The sequence below is a fragment of the Kitasatospora terrestris genome, from assembly GCF_039542905.1.
Classification (GTDB): Bacteria; Actinomycetota; Actinomycetes; order Streptomycetales; family Streptomycetaceae; genus Kitasatospora; species Kitasatospora terrestris.
Map to the genome: position 1 here is coordinate 7582214 of NZ_BAABIS010000001.1, position 20769 is coordinate 7602982.

Genomic DNA, 20769 nt, shown 5'->3' on the forward strand with positions numbered 1-20769 from the left:
GGCTGTGATGGTGTCACGCCCCGGGGGAACGGGGCACCGACCACCACGAGGGAGTCACCGTGATGCAGTCCCGCATGAAGAACCCCGCCGCCGTCCTGCCCGGCGCGATGCAGTCGATCCAGGGCCTCCTGAAGGCGACGGAGGCCGGCGGTGTCGAGGGCGACGTCCTGGAGCTGGTGCACCTGCGGGTCAGCCAGATCAACGGCTGCAGCGCCTGCGTCGACGGCGGGGTGAAGACCTCCCGCAAGGCGGGGGTGAGCGAGGACAAGCTGGCGACCGTCGCCGCCTGGCGGGAGGCCCCGTACTTCTCCGACGAGGAGCGCGCCGCGCTGGCCCTCGCCGAGGCGGCCACCCGGCTGGCCGACCGCCCGGACGCGGTCGACGACGGGATCTGGGACACCGCCGCCACCTACTTCGACGAGAAGCAGCTCGCCTCGATCGTCCTGATGGTGGGCGTCACCAACCTGTTCAACCGGCTCAACGCCACCACCCGCCAGATCGCCGGCGCCTGGGGCTGATCCGCGCCGCGCCGAACACCCGTCAGTTCCGAAGAGGCCGCCCGCGCGGCCGTCCGCTGTGAAGATGTCAGAGCACGTCCACCCCGAAGGGAACCCCACCATGGCTGCCACCTCCGACTCCGCGTCCTACGACGGTTTCACCAAGGAAGAGCGCGACGCGATGAAGGAGCACGCGAGGGAGCTGAAGGCCGCCTCGCGCCGCGCCGGCAAGGCCGAGAAGGCCGCCGAGGAGGAGGCGGCCGTGGTCGCCAAGATCGCCGAGATGGCGCCCGAGGACCGGGTGATGGCCGAGCGCCTGCACGCCGTGGTCAAGGCCGCCGCGCCCCACCTGGCCCCGAAGCTCTGGTACGGCATGCCCGCGTACGCCAAGGACGGCAAGGTGCTGTGCTTCTTCCAGAGCGCGGAGAAGTTCAAGAGCCGGTACGCGACCTTCGGCTTCAACGACGTCGCCCGGCTCGACGACGGCGCGATGTGGCCGGTGGCGTACGCGCTGACCGAGCTGTCCGAGCAGGACGAGGCCCGGATCGCCGAGCTGGTGAAGCGGGCGGCCGGCTGACGGGCCGGTGCCGCACCCGGTCACACTCGGATCATGGACTACGTGCGGCGCTCGCCCCTGGCCTTCGGCTACCTGTGCCTGCTGCTGGCCGGGCACGCCTGGGTGGTGTACGGGCCCTCGGCCGGCCTGCTCGACTACCTCGGCACCAACCTGGACAACCTCGGCGACCACCCGGTGCCCGCGCTGCTCGGCAGTGCCCTGTTCTTCGACGGGACGCTCACCGACCTCGCCTCGACCGGGATCGTCGGGACGCTGATCACGCTCGGGCTGGGCGTGGGCTGCTTCCTCGCCTGGGCGGAGCGGCGCTGGGGCGCGGCCCGGGCGGCGGCGGTCTTCCTCGGCGGGCACCTCGCGGCGACGCTGCTCACCGCGGCGGTGATCGTGCTCGCGCTGCACCGGGGCTGGTACCCGCCGGAGGTGCGGCACGCCTCGGACTTCGGGATCAGCTACGGCGCGCAGACCGTGCTGGCGCTCGGTGTCCTGGCGGTGCCGCGGTGGGCGCGGCTCCCGTGGGCGCTGTTCGTCCTCGGCTGGCCGCTGGCCGGGGCCGAGTGGCCCGGCGGCCCGCTGCCCGACTTCACCGCGGTGGGCCACCTGCTCGCCGCCGGGCTCGGCTTCGCCCTGGCGGCGGTGCTGGGGCCGAGCCGCCCGCCGACCACCTGATTCCGCCCCCTCCGGCAGTCCGGAGGGGGCGGAGGCGTTCGGCGGACAGCGCGTCAGGAGCCGGTCAGGAGGCGTCGACCGTGACGGTGGCGCCGGGGGCGACGGTGACGGTGGCACAGCTGTAGACGGTGCCGTCGACGGTCCGGGTGGTGGCCGCCCGGGCGACCCCGTTGACGGTGACGGTGGCCCGGGTGCCGGGGAAGCGCGCCTCCCAGGTGTAGGCGTCGGCGCCGGTGGTGTTGGTGAGGGTGGACCTGGTCGCGCCGTCGTGGCGCAGCGTGAAGGTGTTGTGCCCGATCGCCAGGTCGCTGATCTGCAGCCAGCCGGTGCCGGTGGGCAGGTGCGGGGCGGTGGCCAGGGAGCGGGCCGGGGCGTTCGGGGCGACGCCCATCAGTCCTTCGACGGTCTGGCCGACCAGGGTGAAGGAGACCTCGGGGTAGTCGCCGTTGGGGCCCTGCTGGGCGACGGTGTGCTGGTCGTCGCGCCGGTCGTAGACGTACTGCATCCACTTCCAGGCGGTGTCGTTGCGGTTGTGGGCGAAGAAGGTGTCGGGCAGGTAGGTGTACGCCTCGATGTTGGCGGGCCGGTCGGCGCCGGCGGCCTGCTGGTCGACGTAGTCGAGGTAGGCGTCGTTGCGGGGGCCGGGGTCGATGATCCGCTTCATCGGCATGAACCAGCTGTTCTCCTTGCCCCAGCCGGTGACGGGGGTGCCGCTGGTGGAGTAGCCGCGGACCATGGCCGCGCCGGAGCCGGTGCCGCTCCAGGTGGTGTTGAAGTAGGTCTTTAGGTCGGCGGCCTTCTGCGCGTACTGGGCGGACAGCGTGCTGTCGCCCTTGCCGGCGGCGAGGTCGGCCATGGCGAGGAACGCCTGGTACTGGGCGCCGATCGAGTCGCCGGCCTCGGCGAAGTGCTCGCCGCCGCTCTCGTCGTAGCTGGCGGCGCCGGAGAAGATGCCGTTCCCGGTGCCCTCGGCGACGCCGTTGGGCTTGGCGGAGTCGTGCAGCTCGACGAACTCCTTGGTGGCGTGCCGGTAGTAGTCCCACAGCGCGCGGTCCTCGACCCAGGCCGGGTCGCCGCTCCAGCGGTAGGCCTTGTCGGCCTGCTCGACCAGGTCGAAGGCCGCGGGCACCTCGCGGACGAAGTTGGTGGGGGAGTAGTAGTCGATGGACAGGTTGGTCCGGTCGTCGAAGTTCAGCGCCCACACGGGGTAGTACTGCTGCTCGGCGGTGGAGGTGGCGGCGAACGCGCCGAGCATGCTCAGGTTCTCGGTGCCGAGGCCGAGCGCGGCCGCGCCGGCGACCTGGTGGGAGGTGTCGCGGCTGTAGAAGGCGCTGCGGTGCGCGTAGCCCGCCCAGTAGGAGGCCTCGTAGGTGGCGCTGCCGGTGCCGGAGGTGTTGTTCTCGTCGACGTTGACCGGGCCGCTGGAGCCGGGGAGCTGGACCCAGCTGCCGGCCTTGCGCTTCGCCCAGTCGAACAGCGCGGCGATCCTGGGGTCGGAGGAGGTGACCTGCGGGTCGACGGCGGGCGCGGGGGAGACCATCACGTCGTCCACGTTGATCCAGCCGGTGCCGGAGGTGACGGCGATCTCGACCTGGTCGCCGGGGTTCACACCGAACCGGCCGACGGTGTAGCGGGCGTAGCCGGACCGGGCGGGGAGGGCCACGCTGCCGGCCGTCGTCCCGTTGACGCGCACGGTGAACGCGCCGCCCGCGGCGCCGGTGGCGATCCAGGCGGAGACGCTGTAGGCGCCCGAGGTGCGGGCGGTGACGGTCTGCCAGACCTTCTTGCCGGCGCCGGCGTCGAGGTAGGCCAGCCGGGTGCCGGCGTGCGGGTTGTTGGTGGCGGTGCCGGTGCCGGTGGTGAAGTTCCAGCCGTTGGCGCCCTGCTCGAAGCCCGGGTTGACCGCGGCGGGCCCGGAGGCCGCCACGGAGACGTCGTCGGCGTTGATCCAGCCGGTGCCGGAGGTGAAGGCGATCTCCACCTGGTCGCCGCTGTGCACGGCGATCCCGGGGAGGGTGTACCGGGCGTACGCGGCGCGGGACGGCAGCGCGAGGCTGCCGGCGGCCGTGCCGTTGACGCGGACGGTGAACGCGCCGCCCGCGGCGCCGGTGGCGATCCACGCCGAGACGTCGTAGCTGCCGTCGCCGGTGGCGGTGACGGTCTGCCAGATCTTCTTGCCGGCGCCGGCGTCGAGGTAGGCCAGCCGGGTGCCGGCGTGCGGGTTGTTGGTGGCGGTGCCGGTGCCGGCGGTGAGGTTCCAGCCGGTGGCGCCCTGCTCGAAACCGGGGTTGGCCACGGCGAGGGCGCCGGGGGAGAGGGCGGCGGCGGGCGGCAGGGCGCCGAGCGGTGCGAGGGAGGCGGTCAGGCAGATCGCGGCGAGCAGGGCCGCACGCGTGGGGCGGAAGGGGCGCATGGGGGCTCCGGGGGAGGTGGGGGTGGAGCCGGACGCTAGCACTCCGATTGGGAGGCGCTCAATAGACTTGCAAGCTTTCGATGACGGATCCGTCAGAAAACTTCCAATGACATCTTGCAAGCGGTGTGGCGCGATTGCTAGCGTCCTGCTCCGTCGGCACGTCGGCCGACCTGGAGCAAGGTGGTTCGATCATGGACATCACGCGTAGAGGCGTTCTGAGAGCCGGTGGCGCGCTCGCGGCGGGCGCCGGGCTGTCGGGCCTGACGGCCTGCAGCGGCAGCGGGGCCGCGGGCGACAGCGGCTCGGGTGCGGCCGGGTCGGCGACCAAGGGCGAGATCACCGTCTGGAGCTGGGCCGGCCCGGCCGCCGAGATGAAGGCGCTGGTCCCCGCGTTCAACGCGCAGTACCCGGACATCAAGGTGACCGTCCAGGACATCGGCAACCCGGCCATCTGGGACAAGATCACCACCGCCCTGGCGGCCGGCGGCAGCGGCCTCGCCGACGTGCTGCACATCGGCGTCGACTACCTCCCCGGCTACGTGGAGAAGTTCCCGAACGGCCTGGCCGACCTCTCCAAGCTCGGCGCGAACCAGTACAAGGACGCCTTCGCCCAGGGCATGTGGGCCACCGTCGCCCCCAAGGGCGGCCGGGTGAACGCCCTGCCGTGGGAGGCCAACTCGGCGGGCTTCTACTACCGCGCCGACGTCTTCGAGCAGGCCGGCGTGGACGTCAAGGCGCTGGACACCTGGGACGACACCGTCGAGGCCGGCAAGGTCATCAAGGCGAAGACCGGCAAGTACCTGCTCGGCATCGACAAGCCCGCCTCCCAGCCGGACGCCGCGAACTTCTTCCAGATGCTGCTCCAGCTCCAGGGAGCCTTCTACTTCGACCTCGACGGCGGCATCACCCTGGACTCGCCCCAGGCCGTCCGCGCCATGACCCTCATCAAGCAGCTCAACGACGCCGGCCTGGTCAGCGACCTCTCCGGCGGCTGGAACGCGCTGATCTCCTCCATCAAGGCCGGCACCAACGCGGTGGTGCCCTGGCCGACCTGGTTCGGCGGCATCATCGAGGAGACCGTCCCGCAGGAGAAGGGCAAGTGGGGCGTGCGCCTGCCCCCGACCGTCCGCCGCGGCGGCAGCAACGCCGCCACCGTCAACTCCACCCACCTGGCGATCGCCGGCAGCAGCAAGCAGCAGGCCGCCGCGTGGAAGTTCGTCGAGTTCGTGCTCACCCGCCCCGAGAACCAGGTGAAGATCTACAAGGAGAAGGGCATCGCCCCGGCGCTGATCAAGGCGTACGAGGACCCGGTCTTCCACGCCCCCTCGGAATTCTTCTCCGGCCAGAAGAAGGGCGAGATCTTCCTGAACGCCCTCGAGGCGCCGTCCCCCGCGTACAACTACAGCGCCGACTACGCCCGCGCGCTCAAGGTCGTCACCGACGCGCAGACCAAGGTCCTGCTCAAGGGCGCCGACCCCGCCGAGGTCCTGAAGGCCGCCGCGGACCAGCTCGGCCAGCAGACGGGCCGCAAGGTCGTCCGATGAGCACCGCCACCACCCGGCGGCCGGCCCCGGCGCGAAGGGCGGCCCCCCGACCGGGGCCGCCCCGGCTGACCGGCCGCCGCCTGGCCCCGTACCTGTTCGTCCTCCCCGCGCTGGCCCTGTTCGCCGCCTTCAAGCTCTACCCCATCGCCTGGTCGTTCGTCCTCAGCCTCCACAAGACGATCGACGGCACCGACACCTTCGTCGGCGCCGACAACTACACCCGGCTGCTGGACGACCCGCTGTTCTGGACCGCGCTGAAGAACACCGCCGTCATCCTGCTGGTCCAGGTCCCGGTCATGCTCGCCCTGGCCACCGGCCTCGCCGTCGCCTTCAACTCCGCGGTCCTGCGGGCACGTGCCGTCTTCCGGCTCGGCTTCTTCCTGCCGATGGTCACCGGCCTGGTCGCCTACGGCGTGATCTTCTCGGTGCTGCTGAACGAGAAGTACGGCCTGGTCAACTGGCTGCTGCAGTCGGTCGGCCTCGACGCCGTCCCGTGGCTGACCGACCCGCTCTGGGCGCGGATCTCCCTCGGGCTGGCGCTGACCTGGCACTACACCGGCTACAACGCGGTGATCCTGCTCGCCCGGCTGCAGTCGATCCCGCGCGAGCTGTACGACGCCGCCTCCGTGGACGGCGCCGGGGCGGTCGGCGCCTTCCGCCACGTCACCCTGCCGGGCCTGCGCCCCGCGCTGCTGCTGACCACGGTGCTCTCCACCATCGGCACCCTGCAGATCTTCGACGAGCCGTTCATCCTCACCCACGGCGGGCCCGACAACGCCACCCTGACCATCGGCGTGTACCTGTACCAGAACGCCTTCACCTTCTTCGACTTCGGCTACGCGTCCGCCATCGCCTACGCCCTGGCCGTCCTGATCGGCATCCTCGGGCTGGTCCAGTTCAAGGTGCTGGGAGACAAGTCATGACGCCCACCCACCGCGCCGGGCCCCGGGCCGCCCCGGGCCGCCTGCGCAACAGCATCCTCCTCACCTGGAGCCTGGCCATCGCCCTGGCCGCGGTGCTCCTGCCGTTCTACTGGCTGGTCGTCGCCGCCACCCGCAGCAGCAACGAGATCTTCGACTCGCCGCCGCCGCTGATGCCCGGCGGGCACCTGCTGGACAACCTGCAGAGCCTGCAGACCACCGCCCAGTTCGGCCGGGTCGTGCTCAACTCCCTGCTCATCGCGGTGATCTACACCCTCTGCGCGGGCACCGTGTGCACCCTGGCCGGCTACGCCTTCGCCAAGTACCGCTTCCGCGGCCGCGACGCCCTCTTCGGGCTGCTGATGCTCGGCCTGGTCATCCCCGCCCAGGTCACCCTGGTGCCGCTGTTCAAGATGATGGCGGACCTGGAGTGGCTCAACACCTACCAGGCCGTCATCGTGCCCAACCTGGCCCTGCCGTTCGGGATCTTCCTGATGCGCCAGTCCATGGGCACGATCCCGGACGAGCTGCTCGACTCCGGCCGGGTCGACGGCTGCGGCGAACTGCGGCTGTTCCTCAAGGTCGTGCTGCCCCCGATGAGGCCCGCCCTCGCCGCCCTGGCGATCTTCCTGTTCCTCTTCCAGTGGAACGACTTCGTCTGGCCGCTGATCGTGCTGCGCGACAGCGCCTCGCTGACCATCCCCGTGGCGCTCGCCTCGCTCAAGGGCGTCGTCGACACCGACTACGGCGCGATCATGGCCGGCACCGCCGTCGCCGCGATCCCGATGGCGATCGTCTTCCTCGCCCTCCAGCGCCACTTCGTCTCCGGCCTGCTGGCCGGTGCCGTCAAGGAGTGACCACCGTGACCACCCAGGCCCCCGAGGCCGTCACCACCGCCGAACTCGCCCCGGCCCGCTACGCGCCGCTGCTCGACGAGGTCGAGGTCGCCGTCCTGGCCGGCGGCACCGACGCGGACTGGACCCTGGAAGAGGCCGCACCGGGCGTCCGGGTGCTGCGGATCGACGCCCCGCGCGTCCCGGTCGAGGTGCGGCTGTCCGTCCCGCTCGGCGACGCCGCCGGCTACTGGCACCCCGGCGCCGACTGGCGCCGCACCCTGGTCGCCGACTGGGAGGGCCGTTCCACCGTCAGCCTGGTCGACGGCCTGGCGGCCGGCTGCCTGTACGACTACGCGGGCGCCACCCTGCTCACCTTCGCCACCGCCGACCCGGTGCCCGAAGTGGCCCTGCGCTACGGCGTCTCGGAGGAGAACGACACCCACGTCGTCCACCTCCACCTGCCGCCCGCCGAGCAGCCGCACCGCCTGCTGCTCGTCCCGCGCGCCCCCTCGGTCGCCGCCGCGCTGCGCCCGCTGCGCGCCTGGTTCACCGACCGCACCCGGGCGATGCCGGTGCCGGAGGCCGCCCGCGTCCCGCTCTACTGCACCTGGTACGCCTACAACCAGAACGTCACCGCCGCCGAGGTCGAGAAGCAGGCCCGGCTCGCCGCCGGCCTGGGCTTCGGCGCCCTGATCCTCGACGACGGCTGGCAGGAGCACGGCAGCGGCCGCGGCTACGCCGGCGTCGGCGACTGGACGCCCGACCCGCGCAAGTTCCCCGACTTCGCCGGCCACGTCGCCCGGGTCCGCGACACCGGCCTGCGCTACCTCGCTTGGGTCGCCCCGCTGCTGCTCGGCCCCAAGGCCGCCTGCCACGACCGGTGGGAGCCGTACGCCCCCACCGCCGCCGGCGTCCCCGGAGCGAACGTCCTCGACCCGCGCCGGCCCGAGGTCCGCGCCCACGTCGTCGACCTGTGCGTGCGCCTGGTCCGCGAGCACGGACTCGACGGCCTCAAGGTCGACTTCCTCGACGAGGCGATGGTCTACGCCCACGACGGCGGCGGCGACGTCGGCCGGGCCCTGACCCTGCTGCTCGCCGACCTGCGCACCGGCCTGGAGGCCGTCCGCCCGGACGTGCTCCTCGAACTGCGCCAGCCCTACGTCGGCCCCGGCATGGCCGCCTTCGGCAACATGCTGCGCTCCTTCGACTGCCCCGGCGACTCCACCGGCAACCGGGTCCGCACCATCGACACCGCGCTGCTCGCCGTCGGCGGAGCGGTCCACAGCGACCCGCTGATGTGGGAGGCCGGGGCGCCCGTCGAGTCCTGCGCCCGCCACCTGATCAGCACCCTGCACGCCGTCCCGCAGGTCTCCGTCCGCCTGGACGCCCTGCCCGAGGAGCACCTGGCCGCGCTGCGCTTCTGGCTCGCCCAGTGGCGCGCCCTGCGGCCGCAGCTGCTGGACGGCCGGGTCGAGCCGGGCCGCCCCGACGAGCTCTACACGGTGGTGGAGTCCGTCGCCGACGGCGTGTGCGTGCTCGACGTGCACACCGGGCGCGCGGTGCCGCTGCGCCCGGCCGACTTCACCGAAACCGTGCTGGTCAACGGGAGTTCGGCGGACCGACTGGTGCTGGAGGTGCACGGCGGGGAGCTGGCCGCGGAGATCGAGGTGCACGCCGCCGACGGCCGTATGATCGACCGGGTCCAGACCACTCTCGTGCCGGGCCTGCGCAGCGTGCCGGTCCCGCGGATGGGGCTGGCCCGGATTCGAAGCAGCGTGTGAACGGCCCGGTGGACCGTCCGGTGAAGGGGAGGGCATGAAGATCGGCATCGTCGAGATCGCCGCTCACGCGGGTGTGAGCGAGGCGACGGTCAGTCGGGTGATCAACCGCCGCCAGGGCGTGGCGAAGAAGACCCGGGACGCGGTCGAGCGGGCCATGGCCGAACTCGGCTACGAGCGCTCCGTCCAGGGGCAGATCGTCGCCGTGGTCACCGAGCACGTCTCCAACCCCTTCTTCGCGGACGTCGCCGAACGCATCGAGTCGGCGCTCGCGCCGCACGGCCTCAAGACGGTCCTGTGCCCCTCCTTCCCCGGCGGCGTGCAGGAGCGCGAGTACATCGCCGCGATCATCGACAAGGGCATCGCCGCGGTGGTCTTCCTCTCCGCCTCCAACACCGTGGACGGCGCGGACACCGACATCTACGAGATGCTGCGCACCCGCCGCATCCCCTACCTCGGGGTCAACGGCGAGTTCGCGGACGGCGTCCCGGTCCCGGTGTTCTCCACCGACGACCGGCTGGCCGCCGAACTGGCCGTCGACCACCTCCACCGGCTGGGCCACCGGGTGATCGGCATGGCCTCCGGCCCGGCGGGCAACCAGCCGGCCGACCGCCGGGTGCAGGGCTTCCTGGAGGCCATGGCCCGGCGCGGCGCCGTCGACCCGGAGCGCCTGGTGATCCGGCAGTCGTACACGGTGGAGGGCGGGCAGGCCGCGGCCGGCGCGCTCCTCGACCTGGGCGCCACCGCGATCGTGGCCGCCAGCGACTTCATGGCGCTGGGCGTGGTGCGCGGGGCGCGCCGGCTCGGCCGCTCGGTGCCCGAGGACCTCTCGGTGGTCGGCTACGACGGCTCGATGATCACCGAGTTCGTCGACCCGCCGCTGACCACGGTGCGCCAGCCCGCCGACCGCCTCGCGCTGGAGGTCGGGCGCAGCGTGCTGGCCCTGGTCGGCGGCCGGGACACACCCACCGGAGAGCTGCTGTTCGACCCGGAGCTGGTGATCCGCTCGACCACCGGGCCGGTGCCGACGGCGTGAGCGCGCCCGGCCCGCGGCGGGGGAGGGGCGGTGCGGGTCAGTGCGGGACGAGGTCGGCCCACACCCGCTGGCCGAGGTCCAGGCGGTCCACTCCCCAGGCGGTGCTGAGCGCGGAGACGATCATCAGCCCCCGGCCGCGGCCCGCCCCCTCGGCGTCGTCCTCCCAGGAGGCGACCACCGGCTCCGGGAGGAAGCCGGGTCCGGCGTCGGTGACCGCCAGGCGCACCCCGCGGGCCGGCAGCAGCTCCAGCGTGGCCCTGGCCGGGAGCTCACCGTGGCGCAGGGCGTTGCCCGCCAGCTCGGTGGCGATCAGTTCGAGGTCGGGCGCCAGCGGCTCCAGCCCCCAGCGGCGCAGGCTCCCGCACACCCAGTTGCGCAGGTGGTCGGTGGCGTGCCCGCCCGGCTCCAGCCGGAACCCGGCGCTGTCGACCGCGGCGGGGCGGACGTGGACGCGGTTCATCGGCTCTCCCGGGTGACGGCCGGACGGTTGACGCGTCCCACGGTCGGCGCACCCGGGGGCCGGAAACAATACGGGTCGCCGAGGTTGGGCAGTGCGCCATCATCCGTAGTCCGGCTCAGGCGGTCCGCGGTCCGTCGCCGCCCAGGAGGTGGACCAGGACGCCGTCGATGTCCAGGTGGTCGGTCTCCGACCCGGCGGGCACCAGGGCGAAGCACTCGGCCAGGAACGCCGCCACGGCGTCGGTCGGGGCGTTGAGCACCGCGTGCCCGTCCGGGCCCTGCAGGGTGATCAGCACGCTGCCCGGCCCCCCGGGCCGGACCTCGACGTCGCCCAGCCCCGCCGGGGCGTGCCGGCCCTCGTTGAGCAGGTCGCGGCTGAAGTACCAGCACAGCCGCAGCCCCTCGTCGGCGCAGCCGCACTCCGCCACCGGGAACGCCAGGCACGCCGCGTACGGACGGTCGCTGTCGAAGCGCAGCTCCACGGCGACGGGGACGTCGGGCTGCGGGCTCTCCGGCAGCGTGACGGACACCGGGTGGACGGCGGAGTTCGACATCGGATCGCCCTTCTGTGACCGGCCCCGCCCCGGCCGGGGCGGGCGCCGGTACCGGCGGCGCGTACCCGTCCTCCGGGCCGGCCACGCGGCCCGGCCGCCATCTCCACAAGCTCCGAACGCGGTGCGCACCGCTGTGACGCACCCGTGTGCGTCCGCACCGCCGGCGGGCTCAGCCCAGCGCCGGGGCGCGGCGCAGCGAGAGCGCCGCGATGTCGTCGCGGCGGGCCCCGGCGGTGAAGCGGTCGATGTCGGCGCGCAGCGCGGTGACCAGGTCGGCGGCGGGGAGCCCGGCGAGCTCGGGCAGCCGCTCCTCCAGCGGGTAGAAGGCGCCGCTGCGGTCGCGGGCCTCGGAGACGCCGTCGGTGTACAGCAGCAGGGTGGTGCGCTCGGGCAGTTCGAACCACTGCACCACCCGCGGCTCGGAGGCGAGCGCGGCGAGGCCGAGCGGGACGGCGGTGTCCGCGAGGTCCAGCGGGCCGTGGCCGCCGGGGCCGTCGAGCACGAACGGCGGCACGTGCCCGCAGTTGACGGCCTGCACCTCGGGTTCGCCGTCGACGCTGAGCAGCAGCGCCGTGACGAAGCGGGTCGGCTCGCCGTTCTGCTCGGCGAACTCGTTGTGCCGCACCACCGCGTCCTCGAGCGCGTCGACCACCGCCGACAGCGTCGGCTCCCGGTACGCCGCCTCGCGGAACGCGCCCAGCACCGCGAAGCCGGCGCCGATCGCCGCCAGGCCCTTGCCCTGCACGTCGCCGATCAGCACCCGGGTGCCGAACGGCGACTGGACGATCTCGTAGATGTCGCCGCCGACCTGCCGGTCCTCCTCGACCGGTGCGTAGACGCCGTGCATCAGCACCTCCCGGGTGACCACCGGCAGCGGCCGCAGGATCTGCTGCTGCAGTGCCACCAGGGTGGTGCGCAGGCGCTCCAGCTCCTGCTCGCGGTGGGTGCGCCAGCGGCAGGCGGAGACGGCCAGGGCCAGGAAGGCGACCGCCGCGACGCTCTCGGTGACCCCGTCGGTCACCTGCTCGGGCGGCTCGTAGGCGAAGGACGCCCCGAGCAGGGCCAGCACCCAGCCGGAGGCGATCAGCGTCTGCCGGACGGAGCCCAGGCCGGCGGCCAGCGCCGGCAGCACGATCAGCAGCGGCGAGAGCCGGGCCGTGGTGCTGGAGAGCAGCGAGAGCAGCACGACCAGCAGCGTGGCGACCGCCAGGGCGGACCAGAACAGGCGGGGGCTGAGCCGGGTGCGCAGGGTGGTCGGTGTCATGCGGTGCAGTCCCTCGCTCTCCGTCCCGGTGACGATCGCCCCGGTGACGATCGCCCCGGTGTGCGAGTTCCGTCCCTTTCACTGTGCCCCGGACGGCCCCCGCCCGCGCATTCGCCCGGACGGGGGCCCGCCGCTATCCGGCTGCCGCCGGCGGTGCCGGGGCGTAGCCGGCCGGGCGGGTGGTGAAGCCGCCGCGGCCGCTGGTACGGCTGCGCAGCCGGGTCGCCCAGCCGAACAGTTCGGCCAGCGGCACGGTCGCCGTGACCACCGCGCTGCCGCCGCGGGCGGTGGAGCCGCTGATCCGGCCGCGCCGGGCCGACAGGTCGCCGACCACCGCGCCGACGCTCTCCTCCGGCACGGTCACCGTGACCTCCGCGACCGGTTCGAGCAGCTGCACCGCGCAGCGCCGCAGCGCCTCGCGCAGCGCGAGCCGCCCGGCGGTGCGGAAGGCGAGCTCCGAGGAGTCCTTGACGTGGGTGGCCCCGTCGGTCAGGGTCACCCGCAGCCCGGTCACCGGGTGGCCGCCGAGCGGCCCCTCGGCGAGGGCGTCCCGGCAGCCCGCCTCGACGGCCTGCACGTACTCCTTCGGCACCCGCCCGCCGACCACGGCCGAGCCGAACACGAAGTCCGTGTTCGCCTGGTCGAGCGGCGCCACGTCCAGCACCACCTGGGCGAACTGCCCGGCGCCGCCGTCCTGCTTGGCGTGCCGGTACGTCAGCCCGCTCACCCCGCGCACCACGGTCTCGCGCAGCGCGACCTGCGGCCGGCCGACGGCGACCTCCAGCCCGGTGGCGCGGCGGACCTTCTCCACCGCCACCTCCAGGTGCAGCTCGCCCATGCCGGACAGCACGGTCTGGCCGGTCTCCGGATCGGTCCGGACGGTCAGCGACGGGTCCTCCTCCACCAGCCGGGCCAGCGCGACGGCCAGCCGGTCGGTGTCGACGGTCCGCCGGGCCTCGACGGCCACCGAGACCACCGGGGCGGCCGCCGTCGGCGGTTCCAGCAGCAGCGGGGCGTCCGGCGCGCACAGCGTCGCCCCGGTCGCGGCCGCCTTCGGCCCGACCACGGCGACGATGTCGCCCGCCACCGCCTCCGCCACCTCGGTGTGCCGGTCGGCCCGGACCCGGAAGATCCGCCGGACCCGCTCGGTCCGGCCGGCCCCCGCGTCCAGCACGGTGTCGCCCCGGCGCAGCGTCCCCGCGTACACCCGCAGGAAGCCGAGCCGGCCGCTGTCGCCGACGGTCACCTTGAACACCAGCCCCGCGAACGGCGCCGCCGGATCGGCCGGCCGCTCCACCGCGTCCCCGTCCGCCGCCCCGACCGCCGCAGCCCCGACCGGCAGGCCGCGCACCGGCGGCACGTCCGAGGGCGAGGGCAGGTAGGCGGTGACCGCGTCCAGCAGCGGCTCGATGCCCCGGTTGCGGTACGCCGAGCCGGCCAGCACCACCACGCCCTGCCCGCCGTGCGTCAGGTCGCGCAGGGCGGCCGTCAGCGTGGCGGGGGAGAGCGCGGCGGTGGCGCAGTACTCCTCCAGCGCCGCGGGGTGCAGCTCGGCGACCGCCTCCTCCAGCAGCCGGCGACGGCGGCCCGCCTCGGCGCGCAGCTCCTCCGGCACCGGGCCGGCGACGACCCCGTCCGTGCCGTCGGGCCAGCTCAGGGCCGTCATCCGGACCAGGTCGACCAGACCCGTGAAGGCGTCCTCGGCGCCGATCGGCAGCTGCACCACCAGCGGGACGACACCCAGCCGCTCGCGGATCGAGGCGACCGCGAGGTCCAGGTCCGCACCGGCCCGGTCGAGCTTGTTGACGAAGGCGATCCGCGGCACGCCGTGCCGGTCCGCCTGCCGCCACACCGTCTCGCTCTGCGGCTCGACACCCGCGACCGCGTCGAACACCGCGACCGCGCCGTCCAGCACCCGCAGCGAACGCTCCACCTCGTCGGTGAAGTCGACGTGCCCGGGCGTGTCGACGACGTTCAGCCGGTGGCCGTCCCAGACGCAGCTGGCGGCCGCCGCGAAGATGGTGATGCCCCGGTCGCGCTCCTGCGGGTCGAAGTCCGTGACGGTGGTGCCGTCGTGGACCTCGCCCCGGCGGTGCGTCAGGCCGGTCAGGTAGAGGATCCGCTCGGTGACGGTGGTCTTGCCGGCGTCCACGTGGGCGAGGATGCCGAGGTTGCGGGTGAGGTCGATGCGCATGGCCCGATGGCCTTTCGAGGTGGAACCTGAACAGGGCGGCGCAATTGGCCCTGACGGAACGTCGGAGCGAGGTGTCGCGTCAGGACGTCCGGTGGCGGCCGCGCAGCCGGCACCGGGCGGACGGGGACACCAGGATCACCTCGAACCGCGACGCGGGAACGACGAGGACGCAGCGCTCACGCATGCCCCTCGCCCCCCTCCGGACCCGTCACGGTGCGCGCGGCCCGAACCGGCGGCGCGCTCTGGGAGCCGAGTCTAGGAGCAACCCGCCTGCCCGGCCACGCAATTAGCGGGCGTCCGCCGTCAGCCGACGGTCGCCGGGGTCGGGCCGGCGGGGCGGACGGTGAGCCCGAAGGCGGCGGCGGGTGCGGGCCCGTGGAAGGCCACCGTGCGTGCGGGGAGCAGCAGTTCGAGCAGGGCCAGCATCTCCCGCTGGGCGAAGCGGATGCCCAGGCAGGCGCGGGCGCCGATGCCGAACGGCAGGTACGCGCCCTGCTGCGCGGGCCGCCCGCCGGGCTCGGTGAACCGGCGCGGGTCGAAGCGCCCGGGCTCCGCCCAGAGCCCGGGATCGCGGTGGGTGAGGTACGGGCAGCTGAGGACGTCGCTGCCGGCCTCGATGCGGTGGCTGAGCAGGACGTCGTCGACGATCGCCCGCCGCGGCAGCATCCACGCCGACGGGTACAGCCGCAGCGCCTCGGACGCCAGCGCGTCGATCGCCGTGCGGCGCCCCGCGGAGCCGTCCGGCCCGGCGGCGAGCGCCCACGCACGGGCCTCGGGGGCGCCGTCGAGCAGCAGGTACAGCCAGGTCAGGGTGGACGCCGTGGTCTCGTGCCCGGCCATCAGCAGGGTCACCAGCTCGTCGCGGATCAGCGCGTCGGTGTACTCCGGCCGCTCCTCGCCCGCCTCGACCAGCAGGTGCAGCAGCCCCGGCCCGTCCGGACCGGCCTCACCCGTCCGGGCGGCCGCGATCGCCCGGTGCGCCACCTCGTCGATCCGCGCCAGGTCCGCCGCGACGGCCGGCGGCGGCTCCACCGCGTCGGCCGGAAGGCTCGGCAGCGCCTCGACGACCGCCGCGACCCCGCCGAGCTGCTCCGCCGTCGCCGCGTCCACCGGATGGCCGGTCAGCGCCCGCCAGACGGTGTCCAGCGCGAAGAGCCGCATCTCCTCGCCGACGTCCACCGGCTCGCCGGTCCGCGCGTGGCCCGCCCAGCGCTCGGCCGTCGCGCGGGCCGCCGCCTCCAGCCGGTGCTGGTAGCGGCGCATCCCCGGCCCGGTGAACTGCGCCTGCAGCAGCCGCCGCTGGTTGCGCCACGCCTCGCCGGACGCCGACAGCACGCCGTCGCCGACCAGCATCCGCGCCCGGTGCGAGCGCTTCGCGTACGTTTCCGGGTGCAGCGCCAGCACGTGCTGCACCGCCGCCGGATCCGTCACCACCACCGTCGGCGGCCCCTCGCCCAGCCGGAACCCCGCGACCCCGCCCAGCTCCCGCTGCGCCCGCGCCATCAACTCCACCAGCGGCCGCCGCCCGGCCCGCCACTCGGCGACCGCGGCGGCGTCCAACTCGGGTACCTCACGGACGACTGCGGTGGCCATCGGGCTGCTCCTCGGCGACGTACGACGTGCGAAGGCTGACCTGACGGAGTGTACGCAGCCGGTGACGCCCCGGGGGAGGGGCGCCCGCGGGCTCCCCGGTGCGGCCCGGCGTCGACCCGCGCCGACCTGCGCCGAGCGGCCCGCCCGGCCCAGACTGGTGGCGGACCACCCACCGCCGTACCCGGCCGGAGGCGCCGATGCTGCTCGGACTGACCGCGGCCCTCGCCGCGACCGCGTGCTTCGGATTCGGCTCGGTCTTCCAGGCGCGCGGCGCCCGCGCCGCGCCCCACGCCGACCGGGTCCGGGCCGGGCTGCTGGCCGCGCTGGTGCGCAGCTGGCCGTTCGTCCTCGGCACCGTCATGGACATCGCGGGCTTCGCGCTGAGCATCGTCGCGCTGCGCACGCTCCCGCTGTTCACCGTGCAGGCGGTCACCAACGCCAGCCTCGCGGTCACCGCGCTGGCCGCCGTCCGGATGCTCGGCACCCACCTGCACCGCAGCGACACGGCGGGCATCACCGCCGTCGTCGCCGGCCTGCTGCTGCTCACCGTCGGCTCCGGCACCGAGGGCCGGGAGGACGCCCCGTCGGCGTTCCACCTGGCGCTGCTCGGCACCACCGCGCTGATGCTGGTCGGCACCGCCCTGCTCGCGCGCCGGGCCGGCAACGCGGCCGCCGCCGGGCTCGGCCTGCTCGCGGGCGTCGGCTTCGGCGTCACCAGCCTCGCCGTCCGGGTACTCGACGCGAGCAGCATCACCGCGGTGCTCGCCGACCCGGCCACGTACGCGCTGGCGCTCGGCGGGGTCGGCGGCTACGTCGCGTACGCGCTCGCCCTGCAACGCGGCACCGTCACCGCCGCGACCGCGGCCGGAACCCTGTCGGAGACCTTCGGCCCGGCGGTGGTCGGGGTGCTGGCGCTCGGCGACACCGCCAGGCCCGGCTACGCCTGGTGCGCGGTGCTCGGCTTCCTCCTCGCGGTCGGCGGCACCTTCCTGCTCGCCCGCTTCGCCGAACCCGAACCCGGCACCGACCCCACCGCCGACCACCCCGCCGAACGCGCCCCCGCGCCCCGCTAGACCGCTCCCGCCGGGCCGTCGCCCTCGGACCGCGTCGGACAGCCGGAGGCAGGCGGCCGCCGGAACCGACGGCCCCGGTTGCTCGTCGTCCGTGTCGACACGACGTCACCAGGGGGACCGGATGCTGCTCGACATCCTGCTCGGAGTGCTGACCCTGCTGCCGGTGCCCGGCGGCGGTGAGCGGCGGCGGGCCCGGAAGCTGACCGCGGCGGTCGAGGCGGGGCAGGTGGTGAGCTTCGAGGGCAGCGCGATCGGCGACCGACCGTACTGCCGGCCGACGATCGGCTTCCTGAGCGCCTCCCGGAGCACGCTCGCGGTCGCGCCGACCGAGGAGCCGGGCCTGAACCGGCGGCCGGTCCCGCTGGTGCACCTGGAGCTGGTCCGGGTGCGCGAGCGGGCGAAGACCGACCCCGCCGCGGTCCGCCGCTCCTGGCAGGTGGCCGAGTGCCGCGACCGCGGGGAGCCGGTGCTGTTCGCGTGCTCCCCCGCGTACATGCCGCTGCTCACCGCCACCCTGCGCGAGCAGGTCGCCACGGGCTGACACCCCGGTCGCCCGTCGGGCGGTGCGGTGGGATCGTGGGGAGCCGAACGTACCCCCGACCGGGCAGGTGCACATGGGCTCGGACGACACCCGACAGGGCGAAACCCCGGTGGCGCTGATCACCGGAGCCTCCTCCGGCATCGGCGCCGCCACCGCCGACCGCCTGGCCGGAGCCGGCTGGCGCTTACTCCTCTCCGGCACCGACCCCGACCGGCTGGCCGAGGTCGCCGACCGCACCGGCGGCAAGGCGCTGCCGCAGGACCTCTCCACCCCGGACGGCCCACGCCTGCTGGCCGACGCGGCGCTCGCCGCCACCGGCCAGGTGGACGTGCTGGTCGCCAGCGCCGGGCTGGGCTGGCGCGGCCCGTTCGTCCAGACGCCGCCGGACGCCGTGGACCGGATGCTGGAGGTCAACCTGGGCGCCCCGCTGCGCCTGGCCCGGGAGCTGCTGCCGGGCATGCTGGCCCGCCGGCACGGCCGGATCGTGCTGCTCGGTTCGATGGCCGGCCAGGTGGGCGTCCGCGACGAGACCGCGTACGCCGCCACCAAGGCGGGGCTGGCGATGTTCGCCGAGAGCCTCTGGTACGAGCTGCGCGGCACCGGCGTCGACGTCCGGATCGTGCTGCCCGGCCCGGTCGACACCCCGTTCTTCGCCCGGCGCGGCACCCCCTACCAGCGGGAGCGGCCCCGCCCGGTGTCCGCCGGGAAGGTCGCCGACTCGGTGGTCGCCACCATCACCACCCGCCGCGACCGGGTGTTCGTGCCGGCGTGGCTCGCCGGGCCGGCCCGCATCCACGGCCTCGCCCCGGGCGCGTTCCGGCGGCTGGCGGACCGGTTCGGCTGATGCGCGCCACCGCCGCGACGGGCGCGGCCGCTGCGGCGGCCGCGGGCGTCGAGCTGCTGCACCTGGCACCGGCCGCCGTCCGGCTGCCACCCGTCCGCCACCACCTGGCACGGCGCACCGCCGGGTACGGCGAACGCCCCGGGCACGTCGCGCTGACCTTCGACGACGGGCCCGACCCGACGGGCACCCCGCCCGTCCTGGACGCCCTCGACCGGATCGGCGCCCGCGCCACCTTCTTCCTGCTCGGCGACGCCCTGGAACGCCACCCCGACCTGGGGCGCGAGCTGGTCCTGCGCGGCCACGAGGTCGCCGTGCACGGCTGGCACCACCGCGTCCCGTGGTACCCGGCGCCCCGCCGCGACCTGGCCGAGCTGCGCCGCACCCGGGACGCCGTCACCGCGTACTGCTGCGAGGAGCCGCAGTGGTACCGGCCGCCGTACGGGGTGCTCACCGCGGGCCTCGCCGCGGCATCCCGCCGGCTCGGGCTGCGCCCCGTGCTGTGGACGGCCTGGGGCCGCGACTGGACCGACGACGCCACCCCCGCCTCGGTGCTCGCCGCCGCCGCCCCCCGCCTGCGCCCCGGCGCCACCCTGCTCCTGCACGACTCCGACTGCACCTCCGCCCCGGGCTCCTGGCGGACCACCCTGGCCGCCCTCCCCCTGATCGCCGACCACTGCGCCGCCCGCGGCCTGGCCCTCGGCCCCCTCCGCGACCACGCGGTCCCGGCGGCCTGACGGCCCTGGCGGCGGGTCACCTGGCGGAGACGGTGCGCCACGGGACGGCGGCTGCCCGGCCGGCGGCCGTGGAGGGGATCCCGCCGTCGAACGGCGCTGCCGCAGCGACGCCCCCCGGCAGGGGATCCGCCCCACCTGACGGGGGGCTGCGCCCGGCCGCCGGGTCAGGCGGTCGGCAGGCCCAGGTCGGCGAGGGCCTTGGTGAAGCCGGTGCGCCACGGGGCGGGGGTGGCGCCCAGGGACGGGGCGGGGGCGGGCCGGTCGAGGGCGGCGAGGGCGCTGCGGACGACGTCGGAGGGGTGGGCGGAGGTGACGTCGGCGTGGCCGAGCTCCAGTTCGTGCTGGAGGTTGTCGCGGCCGTGCCCCTGGACGACGTCCAGCAGCAGCAGGCGCCGCCCGATCGCGCGGGCCTCGCTGCAGGTGTCGCCGGAGCTGGTGACGACCAGGTCGGCGGCGGCCATCAGCGCGGGCATCCGGTCGGTCCAGCCGTACGGGTGCAGCCGGGGCCGGGTGCGGGCGGTGGTGCGCAGCCGGCGCTCGAGCTCGGTGTTGCTGCCGGCGACGGCGAGGACGTGCGGGCCGGCGTCGGAGAGTTCGGCGGCGGCGCGGGCGAGCGGCCCGAGGCCCCAGGAGCCGGACATCAGCAGCACGCACCGGGCGTCGTCGGGCACCCCGGTCTCGGCGCGGGCCTCCGCCCGGGTGGGCGGCCGGTAGAAGGGGTCGCGCAGCGGCGCGGGCAGGACGGCGACCGGGGCGTGCGGCCGGTAGCGGCGGACGGCGCAGGCGGCGACCTCCGAGGTGACCAGGAAGAGGTCGGTGCCGTCCTGGACCCAGAGCCGGTGCGGGGTGACGTCGGTGCACAGCACCATGTGCCGGACACCGGCGGGCCAGGTGGCGAGCAGCTGGTTGACGGCGGAGGTGGCGGTGGCGAACACCGAGACGACGAGCCGGGGCCGCTGCCGGGCGAGGAGCCCGCGCAGCGCCGGGACCAGGCGCCGCCGGGCTGCGGCGTCGGCGGCGAGGGCGATCCGGGCGCCGGGCCGCAGCGCCGAGAAGTGGAAGGCGTCGTACACGCCGGGAAGGGCGAGCAGCCGGCGGAAGACCGCCTCGCCGGCCGCGCCGGAGTGGTCGCCGAGCAGGGCCATGGCGTCCACCGTGTCGGTGGTCCAGCCGTGTTCCTCCAGGGTGTCGGCACAGGCCCGGGCCATCACGTCGTGGCCCTGGCCGAGGGAGCCGGAGACCAGCAGGG

19 protein-coding genes are annotated in these 20769 nt (G+C 74.8%); 12 read left to right on the top strand and 7 right to left on the bottom strand.

The genetic code is table 11. The features are described from left to right. Window positions 1–62: 62 nt before the first annotated feature. The 3 genes from ABEB06_RS34760 (at window position 63) to ABEB06_RS34770 (ending at window position 1737) form a co-directional block, all read left to right on the top strand. Window positions 63–518, top strand: coding sequence for a carboxymuconolactone decarboxylase family protein (locus ABEB06_RS34760; protein WP_345700905.1), 456 nt, complete (start codon window positions 63–65; stop codon window positions 516–518). Window positions 519–618: 100 nt separating this feature from the next. Then, a complete protein-coding gene (locus ABEB06_RS34765) occupies window positions 619–1074 on the top strand; it encodes an iron chaperone (RefSeq protein WP_345700906.1) in 456 nt (151 codons plus the stop codon). A gap of 33 nt (window positions 1075–1107) precedes the next feature. Further along, complete coding sequence (locus tag ABEB06_RS34770) at window positions 1108–1737, top strand: rhomboid-like protein (RefSeq protein WP_345700907.1); 630 nt, start codon at window positions 1108–1110, stop codon at window positions 1735–1737. Window positions 1738–1801: 64 nt separating this feature from the next. Here the strand turns inward: ABEB06_RS34770 and ABEB06_RS34775 are convergent, their stop codons facing one another. After that, the gene (locus ABEB06_RS34775; protein WP_345700908.1) at window positions 1802–4150 is read right to left on the bottom strand and encodes a carbohydrate-binding protein; all 2349 of its coding nucleotides are present in this window, start codon (window positions 4148–4150) and stop codon (window positions 1802–1804) included. A 191-nt stretch (window positions 4151–4341) separates the two neighbouring features. Between ABEB06_RS34775 and ABEB06_RS34780 the strand changes: the two genes are divergently transcribed. The 5 genes from ABEB06_RS34780 to ABEB06_RS34800 are packed head-to-tail and all read left to right on the top strand — an operon-like array spanning window position 4342 to window position 10264. Continuing rightward, window positions 4342–5694 (top strand): ABC transporter substrate-binding protein, encoded by a 1353-nt coding sequence (locus ABEB06_RS34780; RefSeq protein ID WP_345700909.1) that lies wholly within the window; start codon window positions 4342–4344, stop codon window positions 5692–5694. Then, on the top strand, window positions 5691–6617 hold the full coding sequence (locus tag ABEB06_RS34785) for a carbohydrate ABC transporter permease (RefSeq protein ID WP_345700910.1): 927 nt from the start codon (window positions 5691–5693) through the stop codon (window positions 6615–6617). Before ABEB06_RS34780 ends, ABEB06_RS34785 begins: the two co-directional genes overlap by 4 nt. Further along, window positions 6614–7471, top strand: coding sequence for a carbohydrate ABC transporter permease (locus ABEB06_RS34790; RefSeq protein WP_345700911.1), 858 nt, complete (start codon window positions 6614–6616; stop codon window positions 7469–7471). Before ABEB06_RS34785 ends, ABEB06_RS34790 begins: the two co-directional genes overlap by 4 nt. 5 nt (window positions 7472–7476) lie before the next feature. Beyond that, window positions 7477–9231 (top strand): glycoside hydrolase family 36 protein, encoded by a 1755-nt coding sequence (locus ABEB06_RS34795; protein ID WP_345700912.1) that lies wholly within the window; start codon window positions 7477–7479, stop codon window positions 9229–9231. Between the two features lie 34 nt (window positions 9232–9265). Next, entirely contained in the window at window positions 9266–10264 is a 999-nt protein-coding gene (locus ABEB06_RS34800) for a LacI family DNA-binding transcriptional regulator (protein ID WP_345700913.1), read from the top strand. Between the two features lie 37 nt (window positions 10265–10301). Here ABEB06_RS34800 and ABEB06_RS34805 read toward each other — a convergent pair whose 3' ends face one another. The 5 genes from ABEB06_RS34805 to ABEB06_RS34825 all read right to left on the bottom strand — a co-directional run bounded on the left by ABEB06_RS34805 (window position 10302) and on the right by ABEB06_RS34825 (window position 16328). Next, window positions 10302–10724, bottom strand: coding sequence for an ATP-binding protein (locus ABEB06_RS34805; RefSeq protein ID WP_345700914.1), 423 nt, complete (start codon window positions 10722–10724; stop codon window positions 10302–10304). A 115-nt stretch (window positions 10725–10839) separates the two neighbouring features. Then, a complete protein-coding gene (locus tag ABEB06_RS34810; RefSeq protein WP_345700915.1) occupies window positions 10840–11277 on the bottom strand; it encodes an SsgA family sporulation/cell division regulator in 438 nt (145 codons plus the stop codon). 169 nt (window positions 11278–11446) lie between these two features. Continuing rightward, a complete protein-coding gene (locus tag ABEB06_RS34815; protein WP_345700916.1) occupies window positions 11447–12541 on the bottom strand; it encodes a PP2C family protein-serine/threonine phosphatase in 1095 nt (364 codons plus the stop codon). A gap of 133 nt (window positions 12542–12674) precedes the next feature. Beyond that, window positions 12675–14735: an elongation factor G gene (gene fusA / locus ABEB06_RS34820; RefSeq protein ID WP_345700917.1), complete on the bottom strand. Its 2061-nt coding sequence runs from the start codon at window positions 14733–14735 to the stop codon at window positions 12675–12677. A 303-nt stretch (window positions 14736–15038) separates the two neighbouring features. Further along, entirely contained in the window at window positions 15039–16328 is a 1290-nt protein-coding gene (locus ABEB06_RS34825; RefSeq protein WP_345700918.1) for a cytochrome P450, read from the bottom strand. A 197-nt stretch (window positions 16329–16525) separates the two neighbouring features. On the opposite strand from ABEB06_RS34825, the gene ABEB06_RS34830 reads away from it, so the two are divergent. The 4 genes from ABEB06_RS34830 (at window position 16526) to ABEB06_RS34845 (ending at window position 19520) form a co-directional block, all read left to right on the top strand. Beyond that, window positions 16526–17401: a hypothetical protein gene (locus ABEB06_RS34830; protein WP_345700919.1), complete on the top strand. Its 876-nt coding sequence runs from the start codon at window positions 16526–16528 to the stop codon at window positions 17399–17401. A 121-nt stretch (window positions 17402–17522) separates the two neighbouring features. Next, entirely contained in the window at window positions 17523–17942 is a 420-nt protein-coding gene (locus tag ABEB06_RS34835; protein WP_345700920.1) for a hypothetical protein, read from the top strand. A gap of 73 nt (window positions 17943–18015) precedes the next feature. Next, complete coding sequence (locus tag ABEB06_RS34840; protein ID WP_345700921.1) at window positions 18016–18786, top strand: SDR family NAD(P)-dependent oxidoreductase; 771 nt, start codon at window positions 18016–18018, stop codon at window positions 18784–18786. Beyond that, a complete protein-coding gene (locus ABEB06_RS34845; RefSeq protein WP_345700922.1) occupies window positions 18786–19520 on the top strand; it encodes a polysaccharide deacetylase family protein in 735 nt (244 codons plus the stop codon). Before ABEB06_RS34840 ends, ABEB06_RS34845 begins: the two co-directional genes overlap by 1 nt. A gap of 164 nt (window positions 19521–19684) precedes the next feature. Here ABEB06_RS34845 and ABEB06_RS34850 read toward each other — a convergent pair whose 3' ends face one another. Continuing rightward, on the bottom strand, window positions 19685–20728 hold the full coding sequence (locus ABEB06_RS34850) for a glycosyltransferase family protein (protein WP_345700923.1): 1044 nt from the start codon (window positions 20726–20728) through the stop codon (window positions 19685–19687). Between the last annotated feature and the right edge of the window lie 41 nt (window positions 20729–20769).

What these genes read in the sequence shown, in the direction of transcription:
- ABEB06_RS34790 (WP_345700911.1), top strand. Translation starts at nt 6,614, where the DNA reads ATGACGCCCACCCACCGCGCCGGGCCCCGGGCCGCCCCGGGCCGCCTG.
- ABEB06_RS34805 (WP_345700914.1), bottom strand. Translation starts at nt 10,724, where the DNA reads ATGAACCGCGTCCACGTCCGCCCCGCCGCGGTCGACAGCGCCGGGTTC.
- ABEB06_RS34850 (WP_345700923.1), bottom strand. Translation starts at nt 20,728, where the DNA reads ATGGCCCGGGCCTGTGCCGACACCCTGGAGGAACACGGCTGGACCACC.
- ABEB06_RS34765 (WP_345700906.1), top strand. Translation starts at nt 619, where the DNA reads ATGGCTGCCACCTCCGACTCCGCGTCCTACGACGGTTTCACCAAGGAA.
- ABEB06_RS34825 (WP_345700918.1), bottom strand. Translation starts at nt 16,328, where the DNA reads ATGGCCACCGCAGTCGTCCGTGAGGTACCCGAGTTGGACGCCGCCGCG.
- ABEB06_RS34800 (WP_345700913.1), top strand. Translation starts at nt 9,266, where the DNA reads ATGAAGATCGGCATCGTCGAGATCGCCGCTCACGCGGGTGTGAGCGAG.
- ABEB06_RS34785 (WP_345700910.1), top strand. Translation starts at nt 5,691, where the DNA reads ATGAGCACCGCCACCACCCGGCGGCCGGCCCCGGCGCGAAGGGCGGCC.
- ABEB06_RS34830 (WP_345700919.1), top strand. Translation starts at nt 16,526, where the DNA reads ATGCTGCTCGGACTGACCGCGGCCCTCGCCGCGACCGCGTGCTTCGGA.
- ABEB06_RS34770 (WP_345700907.1), top strand. Translation starts at nt 1,108, where the DNA reads ATGGACTACGTGCGGCGCTCGCCCCTGGCCTTCGGCTACCTGTGCCTG.
- fusA (WP_345700917.1), bottom strand. Translation starts at nt 14,735, where the DNA reads ATGCGCATCGACCTCACCCGCAACCTCGGCATCCTCGCCCACGTGGAC.
- ABEB06_RS34835 (WP_345700920.1), top strand. Translation starts at nt 17,523, where the DNA reads ATGCTGCTCGACATCCTGCTCGGAGTGCTGACCCTGCTGCCGGTGCCC.
- ABEB06_RS34815 (WP_345700916.1), bottom strand. Translation starts at nt 12,541, where the DNA reads ATGACACCGACCACCCTGCGCACCCGGCTCAGCCCCCGCCTGTTCTGG.
- ABEB06_RS34810 (WP_345700915.1), bottom strand. Translation starts at nt 11,277, where the DNA reads ATGTCGAACTCCGCCGTCCACCCGGTGTCCGTCACGCTGCCGGAGAGC.
- ABEB06_RS34775 (WP_345700908.1), bottom strand. Translation starts at nt 4,150, where the DNA reads ATGCGCCCCTTCCGCCCCACGCGTGCGGCCCTGCTCGCCGCGATCTGC.
- ABEB06_RS34760 (WP_345700905.1), top strand. Translation starts at nt 63, where the DNA reads ATGCAGTCCCGCATGAAGAACCCCGCCGCCGTCCTGCCCGGCGCGATG.
- ABEB06_RS34845 (WP_345700922.1), top strand. Translation starts at nt 18,786, where the DNA reads ATGCGCGCCACCGCCGCGACGGGCGCGGCCGCTGCGGCGGCCGCGGGC.
- ABEB06_RS34780 (WP_345700909.1), top strand. Translation starts at nt 4,342, where the DNA reads ATGGACATCACGCGTAGAGGCGTTCTGAGAGCCGGTGGCGCGCTCGCG.
- ABEB06_RS34840 (WP_345700921.1), top strand. Translation starts at nt 18,016, where the DNA reads ATGGGCTCGGACGACACCCGACAGGGCGAAACCCCGGTGGCGCTGATC.